The organism is Isoptericola sp. b408 (assembly GCF_030588085.1).
Lineage (GTDB): Bacteria > Actinomycetota > Actinomycetes > Actinomycetales > Cellulomonadaceae > Isoptericola > Isoptericola sediminis.
This window is the reverse complement of sequence record NZ_JAUQYQ010000003.1, coordinates 238,680-263,060: the sequence shown is the minus strand read 5'-3', so window position 1 is coordinate 263,060 and position 24,381 is coordinate 238,680. Positions and strand designations below refer to the sequence as shown.

The window sequence follows — 24,381 nt, the reverse complement described above, 5'->3', positions numbered from 1 at the left end:
CCCCTGCCGAGGTCGTACCTTCCGTCACGTGGTCGTACCCGCGGGGTACGACCACGTGACGGAAGGTACGACCCGGGCGACGTGGCGACCTGAGCGACGCGGCGGGCTGGGACGGGACCGGGCGAAGCGGGGTCAGGCGCCGGCGACCAGCGAGACCGCGACGGCCACCATGATCACCGCGATGACGCCGTCGACCACCCGCCACGCCCCCGGCCGGCGCAGCACCGGTGCCAGCAGGCGGGCGCCGTAGCCCAGCGCGGTGAACCACACGATGCTGGAGAGCACGGCACCGGCGCTGAACAGCCAGCGGTCGTCGCCGTAGGTGGCGGCCACCGACCCCTGCAGCACCACGGTGTCCAGGTAGACGTGCGGGTTGAGCCAGGTCAGCGCGAGGGCCGTGAGCAGCACGGGGCGCAGGCGCCGCCCCTCGTCACCGGACGCGCCGTCGGTGGCAACGCGCAGTCCCTCCTCGCCGCGCAGCGCCCGCCGGGCGGCGAGCGCCCCGTACCCGAGCACGACGGCGGCACCCGCCCACCGGGCGACGTCGACGACCACGGGGTTCCGTTCCACCAGGGCCCCGAGGCCCGCTCCCCCGGCCGCGTACAGCACGGCGTCGGAGGCGGCGCACACGAGCACCACGACGCCGACGTGCTCGCGGCGCACCCCCTGGCGCAGCACGAACGCGTTCTGGGCGCCGATGGCCAGGATCAGGGACAGCCCGAGACCGAAACCCGAGAGGAGGACCAGCACACCGGGCACGCGACGACGAAGCCGTCGCTCAGCTGCACACGCCGGGCAGCAGCGACGGGCTGGGCGACGGGCTCGGCGAGGGGTCGGAGGTGCCGGGGTTGTCCGCGCTCACGGTGCCGCCCTGGCCACCCCCGCCGGCGCCGTCACCGGACTCGTCGACCGCGCCGTCGGAGCCTGCCGACCCGGTGCCCTCGTCGGCGGTGGTCTCCGCCTCGACCACGCCGTCCTCGGGCGAGTCGCTCGGCGTGGGTGTGGGCGTGGGCTCGCCGTGCAGCGGGACGTCGTCGGCGAACCGCTGCCACAGGTCGGCCGCCTCGTGGGTCCAGACCACGCGGTTGGCGTCGGTGGGGGCCTCGACCACCGGGACCGACTCGAAGACGATGCTGGACGGGTCGACGTTGCGCAGGCTCCAGGCCAGACCGGCCAGCGCGCTGGGGCTCGCCAGCTCCGGGCTGGTGGACATCGACTTCAGCGACGCCCGCACCATCCGGTACAGCTTCGGGGTGTTGGTGATGAGGTTCTGGTCGAGGACCTCGCGGAGCATGGAGTCCACGAACGCCTGCTGACGCTCGATGCGCCGCAGGTCGCTGCCCAGCTCGAGCCCCATGCCCTCGCCCTTGCGCACCCGCAGGAACTGGATCGAGGTCTCACCGTCCAGCACCTGGCGTCCGGCGTCGAGCTCCAGGTCGCTGTACCGCGAGTCGCCGATCACCGGTTCCGGCAGGCACATCGGCACCCCACCGAGGGCGTCGACGATGTCCACCACGCCGGCCATCTTGACCACGACGTGGTCGTCGATCGTCAGGCCGGTGAGCGACTCGACGGTCAGGAGCGTGCAGGCCGCGGCCGCGGTGAGGTCCTGCTCCGGTCCGCCGCCCAGGGAGAACGCGGTGTTGAACATCGCGTTGCTCTGGGGCGCGGTGGAGCTGCCGTCGGGCCGGGGGCAGGCCGGGATGTCCACGAGCGAGTCGCGTGGGATGGAGATCGCCTCGATGCGGGTCCGGTCGCCGCTGATGTGCATCACCAGCGTGCTGTCGGAGTGGAACTCGTCCCCGGAGCCGGCGATCTCGGCGTTCTCCGCGTCGCGGTAGTCGGTCCCCATGACCAGGATGTTCCGGTCCTGCCCGGCGAAGGGGTCGCTCGGGTCGGCCGGCTCGTCGGAGGCCGCGGCCACCGGGTCGCGTTCCGGTCGCTGCCGGCCGATCAACGCGTCGACGTCGGAGACCTCGATCTGCGACTTGAGGTCGACGTACGCGGCGATCGATGCCGCTCCGACCAGCGCGAGGACCGCGGTCACCCCCAGGGCGACCCAGCGCAGTACCGGGTGCCCGGCAAGGTGCCCGAGATGCCGGGGACTGGATTCCTTCACCCTGTCACCCTAGACCGACGCCTCCTCGCACGGGCGGTCGACGGCGTGTCCCGGGCTCAGGCGAGGTGGACCCACCCGCCACGGCGGAAGGCGGGCGTGGCGAAGGCGAGCACGCAGATCGCCGCGGTCCACGCCCCGAGCATGACCGTGGTCATCGCGACGGCGTCACCGCCGAGGACACCGACGAGCGGCGAGACGGCACCGGCGGTCCCGGCCTGCACGGCGCCGATGACGGCGGCCGCGGACCCGGCCCGCTCACCGTGGCGGGACAGCGCGATCGCCGAGGCGTTGGCGGGGATGAGCCCCTGGAAGGCGAGCACGATCCACAGCAGCGCCAGCAGGCCCAGCAGGCCCCCGAACTCCGTCCGCGCGACCACGACCAGCCCCACGGCGAACACGCCCTGCAGCACCAGCGCGGCCCGCAGCAGGCGGATCGGCGCGACCCGGCGCACCAGGGCGGCGTTGATCTGGGCCGAGACGACCAGGCCGAGGCCGTTGAGGGCGAAGAGGAGGGAGAACTGGGTGTGGCTGAGGCCGTAGTACTCCTGGAAGACGAACGGCGAGCCGACGACGTAGCTCATGAGCACGGCCTGGCCGAGGCCGGGCAGGACCGCGAGCCCCATGAAGTGCCGGTCGCGCACCAGGTCCCGGTAGCCGCGCAGCACGCTGCCGGCTCCGCCGGGCTGGCGGCGTGCCGCCGGCAGCGTCTCGGGCATGGCGCGCCAGACGACCACGGCCAGGCTCGCACCGCCGACCGCGAGGACGGCGAAGACCCAGCGCCAGCCCGCGGCGGCGGCGACCGCGGAGCCGAAGGTCGGCGCGAGCATCGGCGCCACGCCGATGATGAGCATGAGCCGCGACAGGATGCGGGCGGCCTCCGCCCCGACGAAGCGGTCGCGCACCACGGCCATCGCGGCCACGGTGCAGGCGGCGTTGAAGAATCCCTGCAGCAGCCGCAGGACGATGAGTGCCGACATCGTGGGCGCCAGGGCGCACAGCAGCGAGGTCACCACGTGCAGCGCCAGCCCCCACACGAGCGGGGCGCGGCGTCCGAACCGGTCCGAGAGCGGCCCGATGACGAGCTGGCCGGCGGCGCCGCCGATGAGCATCACCGAGACGGACAGCTGGGCGTAGGAGGCCGTGGAGCCGAGGTCGTCGGCGACCTCGGGCAGCGACGGCAGGTACATGTCGACCGTGAAGGCCGGCAGGGCCGCGAGAGCACCGAGCATGAGGATCCAGCGGAACGGCGAGCGGGCGCGCTGGAGCACGGTGGTCTTCTCGGGCATGGGCTTCATGCTATCGAAACGATACGACGATCACGAGGGCCGCTCGCCGTGACCCCTCTCACCGCCGATGTCGGCGGTCCGGGGGACGATGACCTCATGTGCGGCCGCTTCGCCTCCTTCACCGACGCCCAGGACCTCGCCGACGAGCTCGCCGTCGCCGAGATCGCGGACGACGCCCGCCTGCTCGGGCCGCGCTGGAACGTCGCCCCGACCGACCCGGTGCGGATCGTCGTCGAACGTCCCCGGCGCGAACCCCTGCCCGACGGCGGCACCACCGCCGGGGAGATCACCCGCACGTTGCAGGTGGCCCGGTGGGGGCTCGTCCCCTCCTGGGCGAAGGACCCCGGGATCGGCGCCCGCATGATCAACGCCCGCCGCGAGACCCTCCTGGAGAAGTCCGCGTTCGCCAAGCCGCTGGGGGTCCGGCGCTGCCTGGTCCCCGCCGACGGGTACTACGAGTGGCGGAGGCTCGAGGCTCCGCCCGGCACCCGCAGGACCCCGAAGCAGGCGTACTGGATCCGGCCCGCCGACGGTGAGGTCGCCGCCTTCGCGGGGCTCTACGAGTTCTGGCGGGACCGCACCCGCGCCGACGACGACCCCGACCGGTGGCTCGTCTCCACGACCGTCATCACCACCGCGGCGGCGGACGGCCTCGAACGCATCCACGACCGGATGCCGGTGGCCCTGCCGCGGCAGGCGTGGGACGCGTGGCTCGACCCGTCCGTCGACGCCGAGCACGCGAGCGCCCTCCTGGAGAACCCCTCGGCACCGATGCACACCCGGCCGATCGGACCGCGCGTGGGGAACGTCCGGTTCGACGACGAGGGACTCATCGACCCCGACCCGGAGCCGCGGGACCCCGAGCCGGTGCTGCTCTGAGGCCTCAGCCGGTGTAGGCGCGCTGCAGGCGCACCGGGGTGATCTCGCCCAGGCCCTGGACCTCCCGCGGCGCCTGCGCCGTCAGGGCGTAGCGCGCCGACGAGGCCAGCAGGGCGGCCGTCGGCGGGTCGACGAGCACGGTCGCCGGCTCGGCCAGCTCCGAGATGCGCGAGGCCAGGTTCACGTCCGGGCCGAACACGTCGCCGAACCGCGACAGCACGCGCCCCCAGACGAACCCGACGCGCACGGGGATCTCGTCGGTGGAGTGGGGCGCGGCCAGCCCGAGGGCGCACTCGGCGCCCGTGGCGACGTCGTCAGCGACGAACAGCACGGCGTCCCCGATCGTCTTGACCACGCGACCGCCGGCCTCGGTGATGACGTCCCGGGCCCGGGACTCGAAGAGCTGGACGTACTCGGACAGCTCCTGCGACCCGAGGCCGGCCGTGCGCTTGGTGAACGACACGATGTCGGCGAAACCGATCGCCCGACGCAGCGGCAGCTGGTCACCCGGCAGCCGGGCCTCGTTCGAGCTGCCGAACTCGGTGGCGAACCGGCCCATGAGCGCGGCGAGCTGGCGGCGCCAGGCGTGCTCGAGCTGGCGGGCCAGCACGTCGGCGAACCCGGGGATCCGGTCCACCGCGGCTAGGCGCGCGCTGACGTCGTCCAGGGCGTAGCGACGACCCAGGTGCTCGACGAACGCCTCCACCTGCCACAGCGCCAGGCGGTCCGAGGTGTGCCCCAGGGACCGGACGAGGGTCATCTGCGCCTGCTGGTCGAGCTGGCCCTCCTCGATGAGGGTGCCGATCTCGCGCAGCGACTCCATGTCGGCGGCCGTGAAGCGCGCCTCCTCCGGGTGGGTGACCGGCAGACCCAGCCAGCGCCAGTAGTTCTCGACGAACTCCGTGGAGAGCCCCGTCCCCGCCACGAGGTCGGCCAGCGTGTACACCCGCGGCCCGCCCAGGATGGCCTCGTCGGTGCGGCGGGCCGTGTCGGCACGCTCCTGAGCGGTGCGATCACGCGGGTCGGGGGAGGTCTGGCTCGTCACGGGGCCACTGTAACGGGGGTCACCTGTGCGGAACCTGGACGTCCGGGGGCGGTCCTCGCCGGGACTCAGACCGCGCGCAGGTGGTGCACGTCGCCCGCGGTGACGACCCGCTCCCCGGCGGCCGTGGCCAGGACGAGCGCCCCGTCGTCGGCCACCCGGACGGCCTCGCCGTCGACGACGTCGCCACCGCCCGCGAGCTCGGCCCGCACGGCCCGGCCGAGCGTGGCGCTGACCTCGGCGTACTCCCCCGCGAGCCCGGCCTCGACCGCGTCGCCCCCGGTGGCCTCCCAGCGGGCGACCAGCGTGAAGAGCTCCCCCGTGAGCCCGACGAGCAGCTCACCGCGGTCGAGCTCCTGCCCCGCGAGCGCCAACGACGTCGCGGCCGGCACCGGCAGCTCGTCGACCGACTGGTCCACGTTGAGCCCCACGCCCACCACGACGGCGGTGCCTTCCTGCCCCTCCCCGGCACCGGTCGGGGCGGCGTCCGGCACCACCTCGGCCAGGACACCCGCGACCTTGCGGTGACGGCCGAGTCCCTCGCACTCCGAGGGGGCCGGCAGGAGGACGTCGTTGGGCCACTTGACCCACGCCGAGACCCCCTCGGCGCGCAGGGTGCGCGCCAGGGCCAGCCCGGTCAGCAGCGGCACCCAGCCGAGCTCGTCGGCCGGGACCTGGGGACGCAGCAGGAACGACACCGTCAGCGCCGCCCGCGGCGGCGTCTGCCACGCCCTGCCGGCCCGACCGCGCCCCGCCTGCTGGTGCTCGGCGACGAGCGCCGCGGGGATCTGCGACCCGGCGCGGGCGCGGGCGACGAGGTCGCTGTTGGTCGACGCGGCGGTCTCCACCACGTCGACCCGGGCGAGAGGTCCGGTCGGGGCGAGCAGGGCGGGTCGCAGCGCGGCGACGTCGAGAGGTGGGCGCGTCATGTCTCCATCGTGGTGCCTCGCGGCGGGTTCTCGGGACCGTCCGGGGGCGGATTGTAGGAATCCTCCAAGATCACCGGGGTCGACACGGCCTGTCGCGCATCGCCCCACGCGCCGGGGAGTCCTAGGGTCGCCAGTGTGAAGACCACTGCCGAGAAGCTCGCCGAGCTCGACCGACGCCGCGCGGCCGCGGTCACCGAGCCCGAGGAGAACGCCCGCACCAAGCAGCACGCGCGCGGCAAGAAGACCGCACGCGAGCGCATCGACGACCTGCTCGACGGGGGCAGCTTCACCGAGCTGGACGCCCTGGCGATGCACCGCAGCCGCAACTTCGGCATGGACAGCAAGCGCCTGCCCGGCGACGGTGTCGTGGTCGGCCACGGCACCATCGACGGCCGCCAGGTCTGCGTGTTCTCCCAGGACTTCACCGTCTTCGGCGGGTCCCTCGGCGAGGTGCACGGCGAGAAGATCGCCAAGGTCCAGGACCTCGCGCTGCGGATCGGGGTGCCGATCATCGGCATCTCCGACGGCGGCGGGGCCCGCATCCAGGAGGGTGTGGCCGCGCTGACGCAGTTCGCCGAGATGTTCCGCCGCAACGTCGCGGCCTCGGGCGTCGTCCCGCAGATCTCGCTCATCCTGGGGCCGAGCGCCGGCGGCGCCGTGTACTCCCCGGCGCTGACCGACTTCATCGTCATGGCCGACCAGACGTCGAACATGTTCATCACCGGCCCGGACGTCATCAAGACCGTCACCGGCGAGGACGTGGACTTCGAGACGCTCGGCGGCGGGCACACGCACAACGCCACCTCCGGCGTCGCGCACTACCTGGGTGCCGACGAGGACGACGCGATCGACTACGTGCGCCACCTGGTGGGGTACCTGCCGCAGAACAACCTCTCGGACGCGCCCACGTTCCCGCCCGAGGAGGAGACCGCGCTGGAGGCCACGCCGGACGACGAGGCGCTGGACGCGATCGTCCCGGACGGCGACAACCAGCCGTACGACATGCGCACGGTGATCGAGACGGTCCTGGACCCGGACTCGTTCCTCGAGGTGCAGCCGCTGTACGCGCAGAACGTGCTCGTCGGGTTCGGCCACGTCGAGGGTCAGAGCGTCGGGGTCATCGCCAACCAGCCGCAGTCGATGGCCGGCACCCTGGACATCGCCGCCTCGGAGAAGGCCGCCCGCTTCGTGCGCACCTGCGACGCGTTCAACATCCCGGTCCTGACCTTCGTCGACGTGCCGGGGTTCCTCCCCGGTGTCGGCCAGGAGCACGACGGCATCATCCGCCGCGGCGCCAAGCTCATCTACGCCTACGCCGAGGCGACGGTGCCGCTGGTCACCGTGATCACCCGCAAGGCGTACGGCGGGGCGTACATCGTCATGGGGTCCAAGCAGCTGGGCGCCGACGTCAACCTCGCGTGGCCGACGGCGCAGATCGCCGTCATGGGCGCCTCGGGGGCCGTGAACATCCTGCACCGGCGGGCGCTGAAGACCGCGGCGGCGGACGGGCAGGACGTCGAGGCCGAGCGGACCCGGCTCACCGACGAGTACACCGACGCGATCGTCAACCCGTGGGACGCGGCCGAGCGCGGTTACGTCGACGCGGTGATCCGCCCCTCGGAGACCCGCGTCCAGGTGGTCCGGTCGCTGCGTGCCCTGCGCACCAAGCGCGCCAGCCTGCCGCCGAAGAAGCACGGCAACATCCCCCTGTGAGGGACGTGTCTGAGAAGATCGAGCGATGAGCCACGAGGACGCCACCCACGGACCGGCGCCGCTGGGCGACGTCGACCCGGACCCGATGCACCGCGCCGTGGACTCGCTCGCCGAGGCGCTGCACCGGTACGTCGACGCGGCCGTCGGGGTGCGGGCCGAGTTCGGCGCCACCGAGGCCGACGAGGACCCGCGGATCCTCGCGCTGGAGAACCAGGTCGGCACGCTCAACGCCGCCCTGTTCGACACGCTGCACGACGCGCTCGGGATGCACCCGGACCTGACGACGTCGGTCTGGGAGCCGGAGCCCGGCAGCCGGCCCGCGACCGACGAGGAGGACCTGCCCGAGGGCACGGTCTCCGCGGAGGTGTTCTACCTGGGCTTCGTCGTCGCCGACCCGCCGCCCGGGGCGTCGATGACGCTCGACGGCGTCATCGAGCTGCTCGACGAGGCCGGTCAGGACGCGGCGACACGGATGACCGACGGCGGGTACCAGGTGATGGAGTGGGCCGCCTCGCGCGGCCTGGCCCCGGGTTTCGGCAACGACCCCGACGACGAGGAGGACGCATGACCCCCCAGGTACGCGTGGTGCGCGGGGCGCCCGACGATCTCGAGGTCGCCGCGCTCGTGGCCGGTCTGGCGGCCGTGTCGGCGCAGGACGACCTGCCCGACGACGTCGCTCCCGTGGACGAGTGGACCAACCACGCCCGGAACCTGCGCGGCAACGGTGCGGCCACGGCCCGCAGCTTCGGCGGCCGGTCCGGACGCCACAACGTGGACGCCTGGCGCTGGAGCTTCCGGTCGTGAGCGTGCGCTGGGAGCAGGCCGGGTCGGCCGCCGCCGTCGAGGCACCCCTGGGCGACCTGCCGACCCCCGAGCGGCCCGGCTGGCTGCGCCGCTGGCTGTGGGCCCCCGCCCTGGCGGCGACCGCCGGCGTGTACGCGACGCAGCGCCTGGTCGAGAACCCCTCGGGCGAGCTGGAGCTCGGCCTGATGCTGGCCCTGCTCGCCCTGCTGGCCGTCACCGCCGTGGCGGCCCTGGTCCGTTACCGCGACGACCAGCGGCTCGCCCGGGAGACCCGGGGCGTGGAGGCGCTGCGCCGTGACGCCCGGTCGACGACGGGCTCGGTGACGGTCTCCGAACGTCCCGTCGCCGACGGCGTCATGCTGCGGGGACTGCTCAGCTACCCCCGCGACGACGACACGGCCGAGGACACGTGGTCGCTGCTCGTGTCCGACGGCGACCCCCTCGGCCCGCGCCCGGGCGATCCCGTCGCCGTGTGGTGGGCCCCGGGCTCCGACGACGTCGTGGCCCGCTACCACCGCGACTGGGCCGACCAGGTCCGCCGCCGGACCCGCTGACGGCGTCTTCCCCCACGCCCTCGTGTCGCGAAGATGCGACATCTCGGCAACCATCGGGGCGACGGACGCACCGGCGTCCGGGAACGGAGGAGTGCCGATGGGCATCGGAAGCGGAATCTTCCTCATCGTGGTCGGGGCGATCCTCGCCTTCGCGATCGCGCCCGACACCTGGGAGGTCGTCAACCTCAACATCGTCGGGTACATCTGCATCGCGGCGGGGATCCTGGCGCTGATCCTCGGGCTGGTCCAGAACCGGCAGCGCACGCACCACCGGGTGGAGCGCTACGAAGACCGCACACCGCCGCCGGCGTGAGGTTCCTCTCGCCCTCGTGATCGAGCGTCTCTGTTCGTGCCGCACGACCTGTGGTCCGGCACAGCAGAGACGCTCGACCTGTGCCCGGTAGGGTGCCGCGATGCGTGACCTGCCCTGGGACGGCTACCCGAACGTCCGTGACCTCGGAGGTCTGGTGACGCCACTGTCACCGACGGGCCGGACGCTGACGGGGCGGGTCGCCCGCGGGCCGCGCCGTGAACGGCTCACGGCGGCGGGCTGGACGGCGGCCCGTACCTGGGGCGTGCGCACCGTCGTGGACCTGCGCTGCGCCGACGAGGTCGGCCCCCGCGACGGCGACCCCGTGGTCCCGCGGACGGCGCACGACGGCGTCACGATGGTGGCGGCACCCACCGAGGACCGCGCCGACCCCGAGTTCCGCCGGACCTGCTTCCCGATCCTCGACTCCCCGGAGTACTGGCCGCACAACTGGCGGATCCTGCCGGACCTCGTGCGCACCGCCCTCGAGGCGGTCGCGGACGCCGGGCCCGGGGTGCTCGTGCACTGCTCCGCGGGACGCGACCGCACGGGCATGATCAGCGCCCTGCTGCTGGGGCACGCGGGTGTCTCCCCGGACGACGTGGCCGACGACTACGCCGCGTCCGTCCGCGCGATGGCGGGCCGACCGTCCCACGCACCGACGGCGGACCGGCAGCAGACGTGGACCACGGCACAGGTGGAGTCCTGGGTGTCACGCTCGACGCCGCTCGTCGCCGAGGTGGCGGCACGCACCGAGGAGGCGTTCGACGTCGTCGGCCTGGCGACGGAGCACCGCCGACGGCTCCGCGCGCTGCTCACCGCGACCACGGCGGGGGACGACCGGAGCGAATCCCCTCGACACGCTGGGATAGCCTCGGTCGGGTGACCCACGACACCCTCGGCGCCGCCACCTCGAGCGCCACCACGCCCCGCACCCCCACCGCTCTCGACGCCGCCGCGGACGCCTACGTCCTGCGGTCCGCCGCGCTCGACCCGGTCGCGGCCTCGTTCATGGGCCTGCCCGGGCACGACCACGAGCTGCCGGACTTCTCGCCCGCCGGTCACGAGGCACGTGCCGACCTGGACCGCGCGATCCTGCGTGAGCTCGACGAGCTGGAGGCCGCCGGCGAGGCACCCGTCGACGACGTGGACCGGGTCACCCTGGCGGCGATGCGCGAGCGCATCGGCCTGGGCCTCGAACTGCACGCCGCGGGCGAGGTGCAGGCGATGCTGAACAACATCGCCTCCCCGGTCCAGGAGCTGCGCGACGTGTTCGACGTGGTCCCCACCGGGACCGTGGAGGCCTGGGAGAACATCGCCGCGCGGCTGAACGCCGTCCCGGAGGCGCTGGCCGGCTACACCGCGTCGCTGCGCTGGAGCGCCGAGCGGGGCCGCGTGGCGGCGATCCGTCAGGTGCGCGCCGCCATCGGGCAGGCCCGCGACCTCGCGGGTCCGGAGTCGACGTTCACCGCCCTGGTGCGGGGTGACGACGCCGCGCGCGTGCTGGACGACTCGGCCGCCTGCAGCCTCGTGCGGGCCGAGCTGGAGCGGGGTGCCGCCGCCGCGTGCGCGGCCTACGGCGAGCTGGCGGACTTCCTGGAGCACGAGCTCGCACCGCAGGCCCCGGAGCACGACGCCGTCGGCCGCGAGCGCTACGCGCTGGCCTCCCGCGCGTTCCTCGGCGCCACGGTCGACCTGGACGAGACCTACGAGTGGGGGCTGGCCGAGCTGGCCCGCATCGTGGCCGAGCAGGAGGCCGTCGCCCGGGAGATCGCGGGCCCGGACGCGACCGTCACCGACGCCGTCGCGGTGCTGGACGCCGACCCCGAGCGGCAGCTGCACGGCACCGACGCGCTGCGCACCTGGATGCAGACCACCGCCGACGCGGCGATCGAGGCCCTGGCCGGCACGCACTTCGACATCGAGGGCCCGGTCCGGACCGTCGAGTGCCGCATCGCGCCCACCCAGACCGGGGGCATCTACTACACCCCGCCGAGCGACGACTTCTCCCGTCCGGGCCGCATGTGGTGGTCGGTCCCGCCGGGCGTCACGGAGTTCACGACCTGGCGCGAGACGACGACCGTCTACCACGAGGGGGTGCCGGGGCATCACCTGCAGTGCGCCGCGGCGGTGTCCGCGTCGGACACGCTGAACCGGTGGCGCCGCCTGGCCTGCTGGGTCTCCGGCCACGGCGAGGGCTGGGCGCTGTACGCCGAGCGCCTCATGGCCGACCTCGGGCACCTGGACGACCCGGGTGACCGCCTCGGCATGCTCGACGCCCAGCGGCTGCGGGCGGCCCGCGTCGTCCTCGACCTGGGCGTGCACCTGGGCAAGCCGTGCCCGGAGGAGTGGGGCGGCGGCACCTGGGACGCCGACAAGGCCTGGCACTTCCTGACCTCGAACGCGGACATGGACGCGGACTTCCTGCGCTTCGAGCTGGACCGCTACCTCGGCTGGCCGGGACAGGCGCCGTCGTACAAGGTCGGCCAGCGGCTGTGGGAGCAGATCCGCGACGAGCACCGCGCGGCGGCGGAGGCCCGGGGCGAGGAGTTCGACCTGCGGGCCTTCCACGCCCGGGCGCTGGGTCTGGGGTCGGTCGGGCTGGACGTGCTGCGCTCCTCGCTCGCCTGACGTGCAGGGGGTCCTCACCGGCTTCGCGATCATCGGGTTCGTCGTCGCGGCGGGCTACGTCGCCGCCCGGCTGCGGATCGGTGGGGTCCACGCCCGGGAGGCGCTGAACCGGGTCGGGTTCTTCATCGCCTCCCCGGCCCTGCTGTTCACGATCGTGGCCGACGCCGACCTGGGCCGGCTGCTGGGGGCCCCGCTGCTCGTCCAGCTCGTCGCGGCGCTGACGGCGGCCGGCGTGTTCGTGGTCGTCAACCGCCTCTGGTGGCGGCTGGAGGTCCCCGAGACCGCGATCGGCGCGCTGGGATCGGGGTACGTCAACGCCGGCAACATCGGCCTGCCGGTGGCCGCGTACGTCATCGGCGACGCCACGGCGGTGGTGCCGATCATCGGCCTGCAGCTGCTCATCGTCTCGCCGCTGGTGCTGCTCCTGCTGGACTCGGCCACCAGCCGACGGGTGTCGCTCGGGTTCGTCCTCAGCCAGCCGGTGCGCAACCCCATCATCCTGGGCGCCCTGGCCGGGGCGGCGGTCTCCCTGACCGGCGTGACGGTCCCCGACGTCGTGCTGGCCCCGCTGGAGATCCTCGGCGGCGCCGCGGTGCCGATGATCCTGCTGGCGTTCGGCATGTCCCTGCACGGCTCGCGGCCGCTGCGCGGCGAGGAGGGCCGGGCGCCCGTGGTCGTGGCGACCGTGCTCAAGGCGCTGGTCATGCCCGCGGTCGCGTTCGCCGTCGCCCGGTTCGGGTTCGGCCTGGACGACGAGGCGGTCGCGACGGCGGTGACGCTCGCGGCCCTCCCGGCGGCGCAGAACATCTACAACTACGCGGCCCGGTTCCGGCGGGGCGAGGTGCTGGCCCGGGACACGGTGCTCATGACGACCCTCGCCTCGCCCGTGGTGATGATCGCCGCGGCCGCCCTGCTCACCTGACGTCGCTCCGGACGTCGTGGGCATGAGATCTGCGGCCCCGCCCCCGGCGAGGGCTGCAGATCTCATGCCCACAACGTCGGGGGTGGGGCGGGTAGGGTGCCGAGCGTGACGCGACTCGTCCTGGCCAGCCAGTCCCCCGCCCGCCTCTCCACCCTGCGCAGCGCCGGCGTCGACCCTGCCGTGCTGGTGAGCGGCGTCGACGAGGACGCGGTGCTCGCCGCGGCCCGGGAACGCTACCCGGACCTGCCGCCGTCGGACGCCGTGCTCGTCCTGGCCCAGGCCAAGGCCGAGGAGGTGGCCCGCCGGATCGAGGAGGGCGACGCGGGCGACACCGACGGCCTGGTGCTGGGCTGCGACTCGATGCTGGAGATCGACGGCGAGGTCGTCGGCAAGCCGGCCGACGCGGACGAGGCACGCGAGCGCTGGCGCACGATGCGCGGCCGGTCGGGTGTGCTGCACAGCGGCCACTGGGTCGTCGACGCCCGCGACCCGGACGACGGCGGCACCGGCGCGACTCTCGGCGCCACGAGCTCGACGACGGTCTGGTTCGCCGACCTCGACGACGAGGAGATCGACGCCTACGTCGCCACCGGCGAACCGTTGCACGTGGCGGGCGCCTTCACCATCGACGGTCTCGGCGGCCCGTACGTCGAGCGGCTCGAGGGCGACCACCACGGCGTGGTCGGGGTGTCCCTGCCGCTGCTGCGCGCGCTGCTGGCGGAGATCGACGTGCGGTGGCACACCCTGCGCAACGGCACCGGAGCCTGACGAAACCGCCAACGCACGCCCCTCCCCCGGGCCCCCGGACCCCCGGTCCATGTGGGATGTGCACAAACGGCCGTGACCGGCGTTGGCACCCGGCACAGACTTCTCCCCGAGGGCGCGGGGAGTACGGGCTGAGCGGTCGGTGCGCGTTACCGTGAGCCGTGCCCTCCATCAGCAAGGTCCTCATCGCCAACCGTGGTGAGATCGCCGTCCGCATCGCCCGTGCCTGCGCCGACGCCGGCATCGCCTCCGTCGCGGTCTACGCCGACCCGGACCGGCAGGCGCTGCACGCCCGGCTCGCCGACGAGGCGTTCGCGTTGAACGGCGCTCGCGCCGCCGACACCTACCTGGACGTGGACAAGCTGCTCGACGTCGCCCGCCGCTCGGGCGCCGACGCCGTGCACCCCGGCTACGGGTTCCTGTCCGAGAACGCCGGGTTCGCCCAGGCCGTCATCGACGCCGGACTCACCTGGATCGGCCCGCCGCCCGCCGCCATCGAGTCCCTCGGCGACAAGGTCAGCGCCCGGCACATCGCCCAGCGGGCCGGCGCGCCGCTGGTGCCCGGCACCGCCGACCCGGTGGCGGACGCGGCCGAGGTCCGCGCCTTCGCCGCCGAGCACGGGCTGCCGATCGCCATCAAGGCCGCCTACGGCGGCGGCGGCCGCGGCCTGAAGGTGGCGCGCACGGACGACGAGATCGCCGAGCTGTACGACTCCGCCGTGCGCGAGGCCGTCGCCGCCTTCGGCCGGGGCGAGTGCTTCGTCGAGCGCTACCTGGACCGGCCCCGGCACGTGGAGACGCAGTGCCTCGCGGACACCCACGGCAACGTCGTGGTGGTCTCCACCCGTGACTGCTCGCTGCAGCGCCGCCACCAGAAGCTCGTCGAGGAGGCCCCCGCGCCGTTCCTCACCGCCGAGCAGGAGGCCGAGCTCGACCGGGCGTCGAAGGCCATCCTGCGCGAGGCCGGGTACGTGGGCGCCGGCACCTGCGAGTTCCTCGTGGGCACCGACGGCACGCTGTCGTTCCTCGAGGTCAACACCCGCCTGCAGGTCGAGCACCCGGTCACCGAGGAGGTCACGGGCATCGACCTGGTGCGCGAGCAGCTGCGGATCGCCGCCGGCGAGGAGCTCGGCTACGACAGCACGACCGTGCGCGGCCACTCCCTGGAGTTCCGGATCAACGGCGAGGACCCGGCTGCCGGGTTCCTGCCGGCACCGGGCACCGTGTCGACGCTGCGCTGGCCGTCCGGGCCGGGCGTGCGTGTCGACACCGGCGTCGTCGAGGGTGACAGCGTCTCGGGCCTGTTCGACTCGATGATCGCGAAGCTGATCGTCACCGGCGCCACGCGCACGCAGGCCGTGCAGCGCGCCCGCCGCGCGCTGCGCGAGCTGGAGGTCGCCGGCATCCCCACGGTGGTCCCGTTCCACCGCGCCGTGCTGGAGGCCCCCGACTTCGTGCCGTCCGGCGGCGAGGACTTCGCCGTGCACACCCGCTGGATCGAGACCGACTTCGCCGACACTCTCCCGTCCCTGTCCCCCACCGGCGCCCCACCTGCCGCCGAGACCGAGGACGCGGTCGAGGAGGCGCCGGAACGCGTCGTCGTCGAGGTCGGCGGGCGCCGGCTCGAGGTCGTGCTGCCGGCCGGTCTGGGCATGGCCGCCGGCCGTGCCCGACGTGCCGACGCCGCACGCCCGGCGCGCCGCGCGCGGCGCAACGGGCGCCCGACCGGCGGCGGCAACGCCGGCACGACCCTCGCCTCGCCCATGCAGGGCACCATCGTCAAGGTCGCCGTCACCGAGGGGGACGAGGTGGCCGAGGGCGATCTCGTGGTGGTGCTCGAGGCCATGAAGATGGAGCAGCCCATCACGGCCCACCGCGCGGGCACCGTGACCGCGCTGACCCTGGCACCGGGCGTCGGCGTCTCGGCGGGCACCGCGATCTGCGAGATCTCCTGACCGGTGCGTCCCGTGCTGCCCGGTCCTGCGCACCACCGTCACCCCGGTGACGGCTGGGTGGTCTGCGGTGACCACCGGCACTGGGGCCTGCACGGCGCCGCCGGGCTCTTCCTGGTGCGCCGCGACGTCGACTCCTCCGGCGAGGCCACGCACGTCGTCCTGCAGCACCGCGCGACGTGGTCCCACGAGGGCGGCACGTGGGGCATCCCGGGCGGAGCCGTCCACCCGACCGAGTCCCCCGAGGCCGGTGCCCTGCGCGAGGCCGCCGAGGAGGCCGGGATCGACCCGGCCGGGGTGCTCGTCGTCGGCGAGCACGTGCTCGACCACGGGGTGTGGACCTACACCACCGTGGTCGGTCACGTGGCCGACGGCGTCGAGCTGGTCCCGGCGGCGACCGACCACGAGAGCATCGAGGTGGCCTGGGTGCCGGTCCCGGCCCTGGCCGAGCTGCCGCTGCATCCCGCGTTCGCCGAGGCCGTGCCGCGCCTGCTCGCGATAGCCTCCCGAGGGTGAACCCGACCTCGCGCGACCGGCACCTGCTCGTGCTGCTCGCGCTGGTCACGGCGGTGGTCGCCGAGCTCGTCCGGGCGAGCGGACCGCTGCTCGACCACGCCCTGGCCGACGGCGTCGCCACGGCGTCGGTCGCCGCACTGGTCACGTACCTCGCGCCGACGGTCGTCGTCGCCGCGCTGACCCTCGGCCGGCCGGTCACGGGGCGCACCGTGCTGGTCGCGGTGTCCGTGCTGGTGGCCGCGCGCCTCGCCCTCGAGCTGCTCGGGACGCGGATCGCCGCCGTGCCGCTGGCCCCCGAGCTGGGCGTGGTCCGGTTCTACGGCGGGCTGGGCACCGTCGCCCTCGGCCTCGGCACGCTCGTCCTGGTCGCCGCGCTCGCCTCCGGGACCCCGCCCGCGGCCGCCGGCACCGGGCAGGACCGCGCCCCCGCGCCGGGCTCCCTCGTGGCCCGCGGCGTGACGCTGGGTCTGCTCGGCTCCGCCGCCGTGCTCGTGCTGCTGGACACCTGGGACGCCGTCTGGCGCGCGGACGTGGCGGGCTGGACCGTCACGGCCGCTCTCGGCGCCGGAGCCCTGTGGACCGCGGTGCGTCTGCGCCGCGGCCCGGCACGGCCGGGCGCCCGGGGGCTGTGGCTGCTCGGGCCGTTCGTCGCCCTCGGGGTGCAGTCGTTCGCGAACCCGGCCTTCGTCGCCGCGACCACCGAGCTGCCGATGGCGGTCGCGGCGGCCGGCACGGCTCTCGCAGCCCTCGCGGTCGGGGTCGCGCTGTCCGTGCACCGCCCCGTCGTCGGGCCGTGGGCGTCCGCCGTGACGTTCGTCGGCGGCACCTGGCTGCTGTTCCTCACCGTGCCCCGCCTCGCCGACCCGCCGATGGTCTGGTCGGTGACGTTGCTCCTCGTGGCGGCGGTGCTGCCCGCCGCCGGGGCCCGGACGCTGACCGCCGCGTGGTCGCGACCGGCGCGGGACCTCGGCGGCCGGCGGCTGGTCGGGGTCACGGCGGCCACCGGCCTGGGCACGGCGCTGCCGCTGCTGCTCTACCAGGTGCACTTCGACGTCCCCCTGCCGGTGCCCGCCGGCCTGGTGCCCGTGGTCACGGCCGCGACGGTCGCCCTGCCCTCCCTCATCGGCTCACGCCGGCTGGCCCGCCTGACCCCGACCGCGGGGCCCCTGCTCACCGGTGCGGTGGCCGCGCTGGCGGTGGTCGGCGTCGTGGTGACGGCCACCGCGGGCACGGGCCGCGACGGTACGACCGCTCCCGGCCCGGCGGACCGCGGGCAGCTCACCGTGCTGTCCTGGAACGTGCACTACGGCGTCAGCGCCGACCCGTCGGTGCGCCTCGGCGAGATGGCCGAGGTCATCCGCTCCTCCGGCGCCGACGTCGTCGCTCTGCAGGAGGTCTCCCGCGGCTGGGTGGTCGGCGGCGGGGCCGACATGCTGACCTTCCTGGCTCACGAGACGGGCCTGGAGCACGCGTTCGTCCCCGCGGCGGACCGGCGGTTCGGCAACGCGCTGCTGTGGGACCCGGCCCGCGTCACGGCGAGCGACGTGGAGCGCGTCGAGCTGCCGTACGGGGAGGGCCCGCAGGACCGGTCCGCGCTGGCCGCGACGTTCCGTCCGCTCGACACGGCCGGGCCGGCGAGCACCGAGCAGGTCCGCGTCGTGGTCACGCACCTGCAGCATCGCGAGGAGAACGGGGCGACCCGGCGCGACCAGCTCGAGGCCCTGATCGCCGCCGAGCCGGTCGACGGACCCTACCTGCTGGCCGGCGACCTGAACGCCGAACCCGGCTGGCCCGAGCTCGGGGTCCTCGACGACGCCGGGCTGGTCAGTGCCCAGGACGCCGCCGGCGACCCGGCCGCACTGACCTCGCCGGCCGCTGCTCCCCGCTACCGCGTGGACTGGGTCTTCGTCTCCGCGGACCTGACGGTCACGTCGTTCGAGGTGCTGGACGTCGTCGCCTCCGACCACCGGCCGCTCCTGGTGACCGTCGAGGGCGCCGACGGGACGGCGGGCTAGGGCCGGTCCGCGGGGAGCACGCGGTGCGGCCGGGTTGATGTCGACCCTAGAAGTCCTGCGGAGCCCGGCGTAATGTGATAAAGGGAATCCGCATCGACGCAACGGGGGCGTCGGCCGGGTCCGGGGACGCCCAGGTATCAGCGGTTCCCTGGAGAGGAATCGACCATGTTCACCCAGCGAGTCGCCGCTGCCCTGGCAGCGGCAGGGGCAGCCTTGCTGATCACCGCGAGTCCGGCGTTGGCCGCACCCAACGGCAACCCGCACTTCATCGGGAACTTCATGGAGGCGTCCGTCGACGGCGACTTCGACCTCACGGTCTCGTTCAAGGAAGCAGGTCTTCCGAGCGGCGCCGTCGAGACGATCACCGCGTACGCCGATCTCGAGGCGACGTACCAGTGCATCAACGGCGGGGGCAACAACCCGGCCGACCCGAAGAAGACCACGATCACCACGCAGGTCTCCGGCAGCGACACGTTCACCGCGGGGAAGAACGGACAGATCGTGGGCTCGGTGACCCTCGCGGTCGTCCCGGCCGCCGACGTCCTGGAGTGCCCCGGCGGACAGACCTCCACGCTGACCGCCGGCACCTGGACCAACATCTCCATCGAGGACGAGACGAGCGGGGCGTTCTACTCGTTCGGCGACGAGTCGTTCTCGTTCGGAGCACCTGTCGGCCACGGCAAGAACACGTAGGGACACGGACACCGCATCAGGAGCCGGGGAGGTCCGGCCCGCACGACGCCGCCCCCTTCCCGTCGCCGGTTCGCCTGCCGACGACGGCGAAGGGGGCGGTTCCGCGTCCGTCGCCGACGGCCCCGGGTCAGTCCGTCAGCTGGCCGTGCAGGACCCGTGCGGTCTCCCCGATCGTGCCCGTGAGCGACGGGTAGACGGTGAACGCGTCCGCGACGTCGTCGATCGTGAGCCGGTGGGAGACCGCCAGCGTGATCGGGAAGATCAGCTCGCTGGCGCGGGGGGCCACGACGACGCCGCCGAGCACGACCCCGGCCTCCGGGTGGGCGAACAGCTTGACGAAGCCGTCGTGCACCCCGTGCATCTTCGCGCGCGGGTTGCGCGCCAGCGGCAGGGTCGTGGTGATGTAGCGCGACCCGCGCTCGCGCAGCCGGGCCTCGGACTCGCCCACCGTGGCGATCTCCGGGGCGGTGAAGATGTTGGCGGCCACCGTGCCCAGACGCAGCGGCGCGACGGCGTCGCCCAGAGCGTGCGCCATCGCGACCCGGCCCTGCATGGCCGCGACGGACGCCAGCGGCAGCACCCCCGTGCAGTCGCCCGCGGCGTAGACGCCGCGCACCGAGGTGCGCGAGACGCGGTCGACGTCGACGTGACCGGACGGGCGCACGTCGACGCCGGCCTCGGCCAGCCCGAGCCCCTCGGTGTTCGGCACGCCGCCGACGGCGATGAGGACGTGGGAGCCCTCGACCACGCGGCCGTCCTCCAGCGTGACGGCGACACCGTCCTCGGTGCGCTCGGCGGCGGCGGCCCGCGAGCGCGACATCACGGTCATGCCGCGGGACCGGAACACGCCCTCGAGCAGCTCGGCGGCGTCCTCGTCCTCACCGGGCAGCACCCGGTCGCGCGAGGAGACGAGCACGACGTCGGACCCGAGCGCCTGGTACGCCCCGGCGAACTCGGCGCCGGTGACGCCCGACCCGACGACGATGAGCCGCTCGGGCAGCTCGTCGAGGTCGTACAGCTGGGTCCAGGTGAGGATGCGCTCGCCGTCCGGCTCGGCCGTCGGCAGCGTGCGCGGCGTGGCGCCGGTGGCGAGCAGCACGATGTCGGCGTCCAGGGTCTGCTCGGCGCCGCCGGCGGACGGGGTCACGACCACCCGGCTGGGGCCGTCGAGACGCCCGGAGCCCTCCACCACGACGACGCCCTCACGCTCGAGACGGGACCGGATGTCGGACGACTGGGCGGCCGCCAGGGCCAGCACCCGGGCGTTGACGGCCTCCAGGTCGACCAGCGCCCGCCGGGTCTCCTGGTCGTCCCCGGGGACGACCGGGGACCCACCGGTGCGGATGCCGAGCTCGGGGGCGGACTCGGCGAACGTGAGCCACTCGGCGGTGGCGATCAGCGTCTTGGAGGGGACGACGTCGGTCAGCACGGCCGCGCCGCCGAGCCCGTGGCGCTCGACCACCGTCACCTCGGCTCCCGCACGTCGGGCCACGAGCGCGGCCTCGTAGCCTCCGGGACCGCCGCCGATGACGACGACGGTGCGGTTGGGTCCGGCAGGGGCAGTCTTCTCGGCCATCACGGGTGCCATTGTGGCAGCACCGGCGGACCGCCGTTCGCAGGGATACCCTCGGGTCCATGAGCACCACACCTGCTACGACGCCGGATCTCGACGATCCGGCCACCGACCCGTTCGACGTCGCCCGCGCAGCAGCCGACCACATCGCCGAGGTCACGGGCGTCAGCGGCCACGACGTCGCGCTCGTCCTCGGGTCCGGTTGGGGCGGCGCCGCCGAGCTGGTCGGCGACGTCGTGGCCGAGTTCCCCACCCACGAGATCCCCGGGTTCGCGCGGCCCTCGGTGGACGGGCACGTCGCCACGACCCGCTCGATCCGGGTCGAGCGGCCGGACGGTTCCACCCGCAACGCGCTCGTCATCGGCGGACGTACCCACCTGTACGAGGGCCGTGGGGTCCGGCGCGTCGCGCACGGCGTGCGGACCGCGGCGGCCACCGGCTGCACGACGGCGGTCCTGACCAACGGGTGCGGCGGCCTGCACATGGCCTGGCGCCCCGGGCAGCCCGTGCTGATCAAGGACCACCTGAACCTGACCGCCACCTCCCCGCTGGAGGGGGCCACCTTCGTCGACCTCACCGAGGTGTACTCGGCGCGGCTGCGCGACCTGGCGCGGACCGTCGACCCGGAGCTGCCGGAGGGCGTGTACGCCCAGTTCCCCGGCCCGCACTACGAGACGCCCGCCGAGGTGCGGATGGCCGGCGTGCTGGGCGCCGACCTCGTGGGGATGTCCACCACGCTGGAGGCGATCGCGGCGCGGCACGCCGGCATGGAGGTGATGGGGATCTCGTTGGTGACGAATCTCGCAGCCGGTGTCAGCCCGCACCCGCTGTCGCACGCCGAGGTGCTCGAGGCCGGACAGGCCGCCGGCCCGCGGATCAGCGACCTGCTGGCCCGCATCGTCCGCGAGATCTAGGGGGAAGACCAGGATGACGGAGTCCTTGGACGAGCTGCTCGTCCGCGTCGAGCACTGGATTCGACACGACATCGACGACACGGACGTCGACGAGCTGACCCGCCTGGTCGGGTACGCCTCCGCCGACGGCGGCACCCGGCACCCGTCGGCGCTGGCGGACCTGCGGGACCGGTTCGACGGCACCCTGGAGTTCGGCACGGCCGGTCTGCGCGGCACGATGGCGGCCGGCCCCAACCGCATGAACAGCGCCGTCGTGGTGCGTACCGCAGCCGGGCTGGGCGCCTACCTGCACGACACGCTCGGCCCCGGTGCCGGTCCGCGCGTCGTGGTCGGCTACGACGCCCGCCACCGGTCGGCGACCTTCGCCCGGAACACCGCCGCGGTCCTCACCGCCGCCGGCGTCGAGGTCCTGCTCCTGCCGGCCGCGCTGCCCACGCCGGTCCTCGCCTACGCCGTCCGGCGCCTGGACGCCGACGCGGGCGTGATGGTCACCGCGAGCCACAACCCCGCCGCCGACAACGGCTACAAGGTCTACCTCGGGGGTCGTGTCGTCACCGACGAGGGACAGGGCGCCCAGCTCGTCTCGCCCCACGACGAACGCATCGCGGCTCACGTCACGGACGTGGGCCCGGCCGACGAGGTCCCCCGCGCCGACGACGGGTGGACGGTGCTCGGGCGGGAGATCGTCCAGGAGTACCTCGCCTCGCTGGCGCCGCTGCGCACCGCCGCACCGGACGCGGCCGTGAACCTGACGATCGTGACGACGTCGTTGCACGGCGTGGGCGGGCCGATGCTCGCACGGGCCCTCGGCGACGCCGGGTTCACGCGCGTCATCCCCGTCGAGGAGCAGGTCGCGCCGAACCCCGACTTCCCGTCGGTCGCGTTCCCCAACCCCGAGGAGGCCGGGGCGATGGACCTGGCGCTCGGGCTGGCGATCGACTGCGGCGCCGACCTGGTGATCGCCAACGACCCGGACGCGGACCGCTGCGCGGTCGCGGTGCTGGACATCACCCAGGGCACCCACCAGGGCGTGGAGACCGCACGGTCGAGCGGCTGGCGGATGCTGCACGGCGACGAGGTCGGCATCCTGCTCGGCAGCGAGGCGGTGGCCCGGTCGGTCGGCCGTCCCGGTTCGACGGTCGCGAGCTCGGTGGTGTCCTCCCGTGCGCTGGCGCGGATCGCCGCCGACGCCGGGGTGGACCACACGACGACCCTGACGGGGTTCAAGTGGATCTCCCGCGCACCCGGCCTGGTGTTCGGCTACGAGGAGGCGCTCGGATACTGCGTCGACCCGGAGCACGTCCGGGACAAGGACGGGATCAGCGCCGCCGTCGTGGTGGCCTCCCTGGCCGCACGGCTCAAGGCCTCGGGCCGCACGCTCATCGACGCGCTCGACGACGTGGCCCGCGCGCACGGCCTGTTCGTCACGGGCCAGCTCTCGGCCCGGTTCAGCGACCTGTCCGAGATCCCCGCCGCCGTGTCACGGCTCCGCGCCGAACCGCCTCGCGAGCTCGGGGGGTCACCGGTGCGGGTCGTCGCGGACCTGGCGGACGGCTACGAAGGACTCCCGCCGACGGACGGCGTCCTGCTGCTTGCCGAGGACGACACGCGGGTCGTGGTGCGCCCGTCGGGCACGGAGCCGAAGCTGAAGTGCTACCTCGAGGTCGTCACGGACGTCGGGGTCGACGCGACGGCTCTCGACGTCGGCACGGCCCGGGTCGAGGCCCGGGAGCGGCTGAACTCCCTCGCCAAGGAGATGAACGCGGCGCTGGGCTTCTGACGCCACTCGCCCTCCGCCGACCGTCACCGTCACCGTCACCGTCACCGTCACCGTCACCGACGAGCGTGCTCGTTCGGTCCCTCATCCGATGAGATGAGGGACCGAACGAGCACGCTCGTCGGTCACGAGGGGGTGGTCACGGAGGGGATCTCCTCGGGGGCGGTCAGGACGGGGTGGCCGCGATGGCGGCGTCGTCCTGCTCCACGGCGGACTTCCAGTCCTTCTTCACGGCGCGCCAGGACTCGTCGTCGTGACCACGTCGCCAGTAGCCGGACGCCGACAGCAGCTCGCGCGGCACGCCCAGCACGGTGCGGGCCCACCGGCGCAGCTCGCGGACGCTGCCGGCCTCCCCGTGCAGGAACGCGTGCGGGACGCCGTCGGGCAGCTCGCCGGCCGCGTGCAGTCCCCGGACGGTGTCCTCCAGCGTCGCGGTCCCGCGGTGCACCCAGGTCAGCGTGACGTCCGCCGCCGTGTCGACCGGCAGCTCGTCCTGCGGACCGGCCACCTCGACGACGGCGTGCGCCCGGGCACCTTCCGGCAGCGCCTCGAGCGCCGCCGCCACGGCGGGCAGCGCCGACTCGTCACCGACGAGCAGGTGCCAGGGAGCAGCGGGGTCGGGCGCATAACCGCCGCCGGGTCCGAGGAACGTGACCTCGTCCCCCGGCTGGACCGTGGCGGCCCAGGGCCCGCCGAGGCCCTCGTCGCCGTGCACCACGACGTCCAGGTCCCAGGAGGCGCCCCGGACAGCCCGGATGGTGTAGGCCCGCACCACCGGGCGCGCTCCCTCGACGGGGGGCGGCCCCAGCACGAGCTTGACGTACCGGTCGGTGCACCCGGTCGGGTCGACGTCGGGCAGGTCGCCCCCGGACAGGGTCACCCGGACCATGTGCGGGGTCAGCCGGCGCACGGCGCTGACCGTCGCGGTCCTCGGCGTGCGCCGGACCGCGGGCGGAGCACCGCGGCTCGCCGTCGTGTCAGTCATGG

Annotated in this window: 23 protein-coding genes; 16 read left to right on the top strand and 7 right to left on the bottom strand. The window is 74.3% G+C overall.

Annotated elements, in window-relative coordinates; all coding sequences use genetic code 11:
* Positions 1-132: 132 nt before the first annotated feature.
* The 3 genes from Q6347_RS09765 to Q6347_RS09755 are packed head-to-tail and all read right to left on the bottom strand — an operon-like array spanning position 133 to position 3,405.
* Positions 133-750: a LysE/ArgO family amino acid transporter gene (locus Q6347_RS09765; protein ID WP_304603801.1), complete on the bottom strand. Its 618-nt coding sequence runs from the start codon at positions 748-750 to the stop codon at positions 133-135.
* 28 nt (positions 751-778) lie between these two features.
* The gene (locus Q6347_RS09760; protein WP_304607241.1) at positions 779-2,119 is read right to left on the bottom strand and encodes an LCP family protein; all 1,341 of its coding nucleotides are present in this window, start codon (positions 2,117-2,119) and stop codon (positions 779-781) included.
* Between the two features lie 56 nt (positions 2,120-2,175).
* The gene (locus Q6347_RS09755) at positions 2,176-3,405 is read right to left on the bottom strand and encodes a multidrug effflux MFS transporter (protein WP_171247466.1); all 1,230 of its coding nucleotides are present in this window, start codon (positions 3,403-3,405) and stop codon (positions 2,176-2,178) included.
* Positions 3,406-3,501: 96 nt separating this feature from the next.
* Between Q6347_RS09755 and Q6347_RS09750 the strand changes: the two genes are divergently transcribed.
* Positions 3,502-4,284, top strand: coding sequence for an SOS response-associated peptidase (locus tag Q6347_RS09750; protein WP_304607240.1), 783 nt, complete (start codon positions 3,502-3,504; stop codon positions 4,282-4,284).
* 4 nt (positions 4,285-4,288) lie between these two features.
* Here the strand turns inward: Q6347_RS09750 and Q6347_RS09745 are convergent, their stop codons facing one another.
* Positions 4,289-5,329: an adenylate/guanylate cyclase domain-containing protein gene (locus Q6347_RS09745; protein ID WP_171247464.1), complete on the bottom strand. Its 1,041-nt coding sequence runs from the start codon at positions 5,327-5,329 to the stop codon at positions 4,289-4,291.
* Positions 5,330-5,394: 65 nt separating this feature from the next.
* Positions 5,395-6,255, bottom strand: coding sequence for a biotin--[acetyl-CoA-carboxylase] ligase (locus Q6347_RS09740; RefSeq protein WP_304607239.1), 861 nt, complete (start codon positions 6,253-6,255; stop codon positions 5,395-5,397).
* Positions 6,256-6,390: 135 nt separating this feature from the next.
* Between Q6347_RS09740 and Q6347_RS09735 the strand changes: the two genes are divergently transcribed.
* The 13 genes from Q6347_RS09735 to Q6347_RS09675 all read left to right on the top strand — a co-directional run bounded on the left by Q6347_RS09735 (position 6,391) and on the right by Q6347_RS09675 (position 19,130).
* Positions 6,391-7,968, top strand: a complete 1,578-nt coding sequence (locus Q6347_RS09735) for an acyl-CoA carboxylase subunit beta (RefSeq protein ID WP_304603498.1) — start codon at positions 6,391-6,393, stop codon at positions 7,966-7,968.
* Between the two features lie 25 nt (positions 7,969-7,993).
* Complete coding sequence (locus Q6347_RS09730; RefSeq protein ID WP_304607238.1) at positions 7,994-8,536, top strand: hypothetical protein; 543 nt, start codon at positions 7,994-7,996, stop codon at positions 8,534-8,536.
* Complete coding sequence (locus Q6347_RS09725; RefSeq protein WP_304607237.1) at positions 8,533-8,772, top strand: acyl-CoA carboxylase epsilon subunit; 240 nt, start codon at positions 8,533-8,535, stop codon at positions 8,770-8,772. Before Q6347_RS09730 ends, Q6347_RS09725 begins: the two co-directional genes overlap by 4 nt.
* On the top strand, positions 8,769-9,326 hold the full coding sequence (locus tag Q6347_RS09720; protein WP_304607236.1) for a hypothetical protein: 558 nt from the start codon (positions 8,769-8,771) through the stop codon (positions 9,324-9,326). The genes Q6347_RS09725 and Q6347_RS09720 overlap by 4 nt, the downstream gene beginning before the upstream one ends.
* 97 nt (positions 9,327-9,423) lie before the next feature.
* Complete coding sequence (locus Q6347_RS09715; RefSeq protein WP_304603494.1) at positions 9,424-9,639, top strand: DUF6458 family protein; 216 nt, start codon at positions 9,424-9,426, stop codon at positions 9,637-9,639.
* Between the two features lie 100 nt (positions 9,640-9,739).
* Positions 9,740-10,522 carry a tyrosine-protein phosphatase gene (locus tag Q6347_RS09710; protein ID WP_304607235.1) on the top strand — a complete coding sequence of 261 codons (783 nt, stop codon included), beginning with the start codon at positions 9,740-9,742 and terminating at the stop codon, positions 10,520-10,522.
* Positions 10,519-12,267, top strand: a complete 1,749-nt coding sequence (locus tag Q6347_RS09705) for a DUF885 domain-containing protein (RefSeq protein WP_304607234.1) — start codon at positions 10,519-10,521, stop codon at positions 12,265-12,267. Before Q6347_RS09710 ends, Q6347_RS09705 begins: the two co-directional genes overlap by 4 nt.
* 1 nt (position 12,268) lies before the next feature.
* Positions 12,269-13,189 (top strand): AEC family transporter, encoded by a 921-nt coding sequence (locus tag Q6347_RS09700; RefSeq protein WP_304607233.1) that lies wholly within the window; start codon positions 12,269-12,271, stop codon positions 13,187-13,189.
* A 105-nt stretch (positions 13,190-13,294) separates the two neighbouring features.
* Entirely contained in the window at positions 13,295-13,957 is a 663-nt protein-coding gene (locus tag Q6347_RS09695; RefSeq protein ID WP_304607232.1) for a nucleoside triphosphate pyrophosphatase, read from the top strand.
* Between the two features lie 158 nt (positions 13,958-14,115).
* Positions 14,116-15,909: a biotin carboxylase N-terminal domain-containing protein gene (locus tag Q6347_RS09690; protein WP_304607231.1), complete on the top strand. Its 1,794-nt coding sequence runs from the start codon at positions 14,116-14,118 to the stop codon at positions 15,907-15,909.
* Between the two features lie 15 nt (positions 15,910-15,924).
* Positions 15,925-16,422, top strand: a complete 498-nt coding sequence (locus Q6347_RS09685) for an NUDIX domain-containing protein (protein ID WP_304607411.1) — start codon at positions 15,925-15,927, stop codon at positions 16,420-16,422.
* A complete protein-coding gene (locus Q6347_RS09680) occupies positions 16,419-18,437 on the top strand; it encodes an endonuclease/exonuclease/phosphatase family protein (RefSeq protein ID WP_304607230.1) in 2,019 nt (672 codons plus the stop codon). The genes Q6347_RS09685 and Q6347_RS09680 overlap by 4 nt, the downstream gene beginning before the upstream one ends.
* Positions 18,438-18,602: 165 nt before the next feature.
* Positions 18,603-19,130, top strand: coding sequence for a hypothetical protein (locus Q6347_RS09675; RefSeq protein WP_304603487.1), 528 nt, complete (start codon positions 18,603-18,605; stop codon positions 19,128-19,130).
* Between the two features lie 127 nt (positions 19,131-19,257).
* On the opposite strand, the gene Q6347_RS09670 is transcribed toward Q6347_RS09675, so the two are convergent.
* Entirely contained in the window at positions 19,258-20,706 is a 1,449-nt protein-coding gene (locus tag Q6347_RS09670; RefSeq protein WP_304603486.1) for an NAD(P)H-quinone dehydrogenase, read from the bottom strand.
* A 59-nt stretch (positions 20,707-20,765) separates the two neighbouring features.
* Between Q6347_RS09670 and Q6347_RS09665 the strand changes: the two genes are divergently transcribed.
* Both Q6347_RS09665 and Q6347_RS09660 read left to right on the top strand, forming a co-directional pair.
* Positions 20,766-21,617, top strand: coding sequence for a purine-nucleoside phosphorylase (locus Q6347_RS09665; RefSeq protein ID WP_171247451.1), 852 nt, complete (start codon positions 20,766-20,768; stop codon positions 21,615-21,617).
* A 13-nt stretch (positions 21,618-21,630) separates the two neighbouring features.
* Positions 21,631-23,397, top strand: a complete 1,767-nt coding sequence (locus Q6347_RS09660) for a phospho-sugar mutase (protein ID WP_304607229.1) — start codon at positions 21,631-21,633, stop codon at positions 23,395-23,397.
* Positions 23,398-23,560: 163 nt separating this feature from the next.
* Here the strand turns inward: Q6347_RS09660 and Q6347_RS09655 are convergent, their stop codons facing one another.
* Positions 23,561-24,379: a siderophore-interacting protein gene (locus Q6347_RS09655; RefSeq protein ID WP_304607228.1), complete on the bottom strand. Its 819-nt coding sequence runs from the start codon at positions 24,377-24,379 to the stop codon at positions 23,561-23,563.
* Between the last annotated feature and the right edge of the window lie 2 nt (positions 24,380-24,381).

Excerpts from the sequence above, each read along its gene's own strand:
- Q6347_RS09730 (WP_304607238.1), top strand. The coding sequence starts at position 7,994 with ATGAGCCACGAGGACGCCACCCACGGACCGGCGCCGCTGGGCGACGTC.
- Q6347_RS09670 (WP_304603486.1), bottom strand. The coding sequence starts at position 20,706 with ATGGCCGAGAAGACTGCCCCTGCCGGACCCAACCGCACCGTCGTCGTC.
- Q6347_RS09665 (WP_171247451.1), top strand. The coding sequence starts at position 20,766 with ATGAGCACCACACCTGCTACGACGCCGGATCTCGACGATCCGGCCACC.
- Q6347_RS09715 (WP_304603494.1), top strand. The coding sequence starts at position 9,424 with ATGGGCATCGGAAGCGGAATCTTCCTCATCGTGGTCGGGGCGATCCTC.
- Q6347_RS09660 (WP_304607229.1), top strand. The coding sequence starts at position 21,631 with ATGACGGAGTCCTTGGACGAGCTGCTCGTCCGCGTCGAGCACTGGATT.
- Q6347_RS09710 (WP_304607235.1), top strand. The coding sequence starts at position 9,740 with ATGCGTGACCTGCCCTGGGACGGCTACCCGAACGTCCGTGACCTCGGA.
- Q6347_RS09740 (WP_304607239.1), bottom strand. The coding sequence starts at position 6,255 with ATGACGCGCCCACCTCTCGACGTCGCCGCGCTGCGACCCGCCCTGCTC.
- Q6347_RS09675 (WP_304603487.1), top strand. The coding sequence starts at position 18,603 with ATGTTCACCCAGCGAGTCGCCGCTGCCCTGGCAGCGGCAGGGGCAGCC.
- Q6347_RS09725 (WP_304607237.1), top strand. The coding sequence starts at position 8,533 with ATGACCCCCCAGGTACGCGTGGTGCGCGGGGCGCCCGACGATCTCGAG.
- Q6347_RS09755 (WP_171247466.1), bottom strand. The coding sequence starts at position 3,405 with ATGCCCGAGAAGACCACCGTGCTCCAGCGCGCCCGCTCGCCGTTCCGC.
- Q6347_RS09655 (WP_304607228.1), bottom strand. The coding sequence starts at position 24,379 with ATGACTGACACGACGGCGAGCCGCGGTGCTCCGCCCGCGGTCCGGCGC.
- Q6347_RS09750 (WP_304607240.1), top strand. The coding sequence starts at position 3,502 with ATGTGCGGCCGCTTCGCCTCCTTCACCGACGCCCAGGACCTCGCCGAC.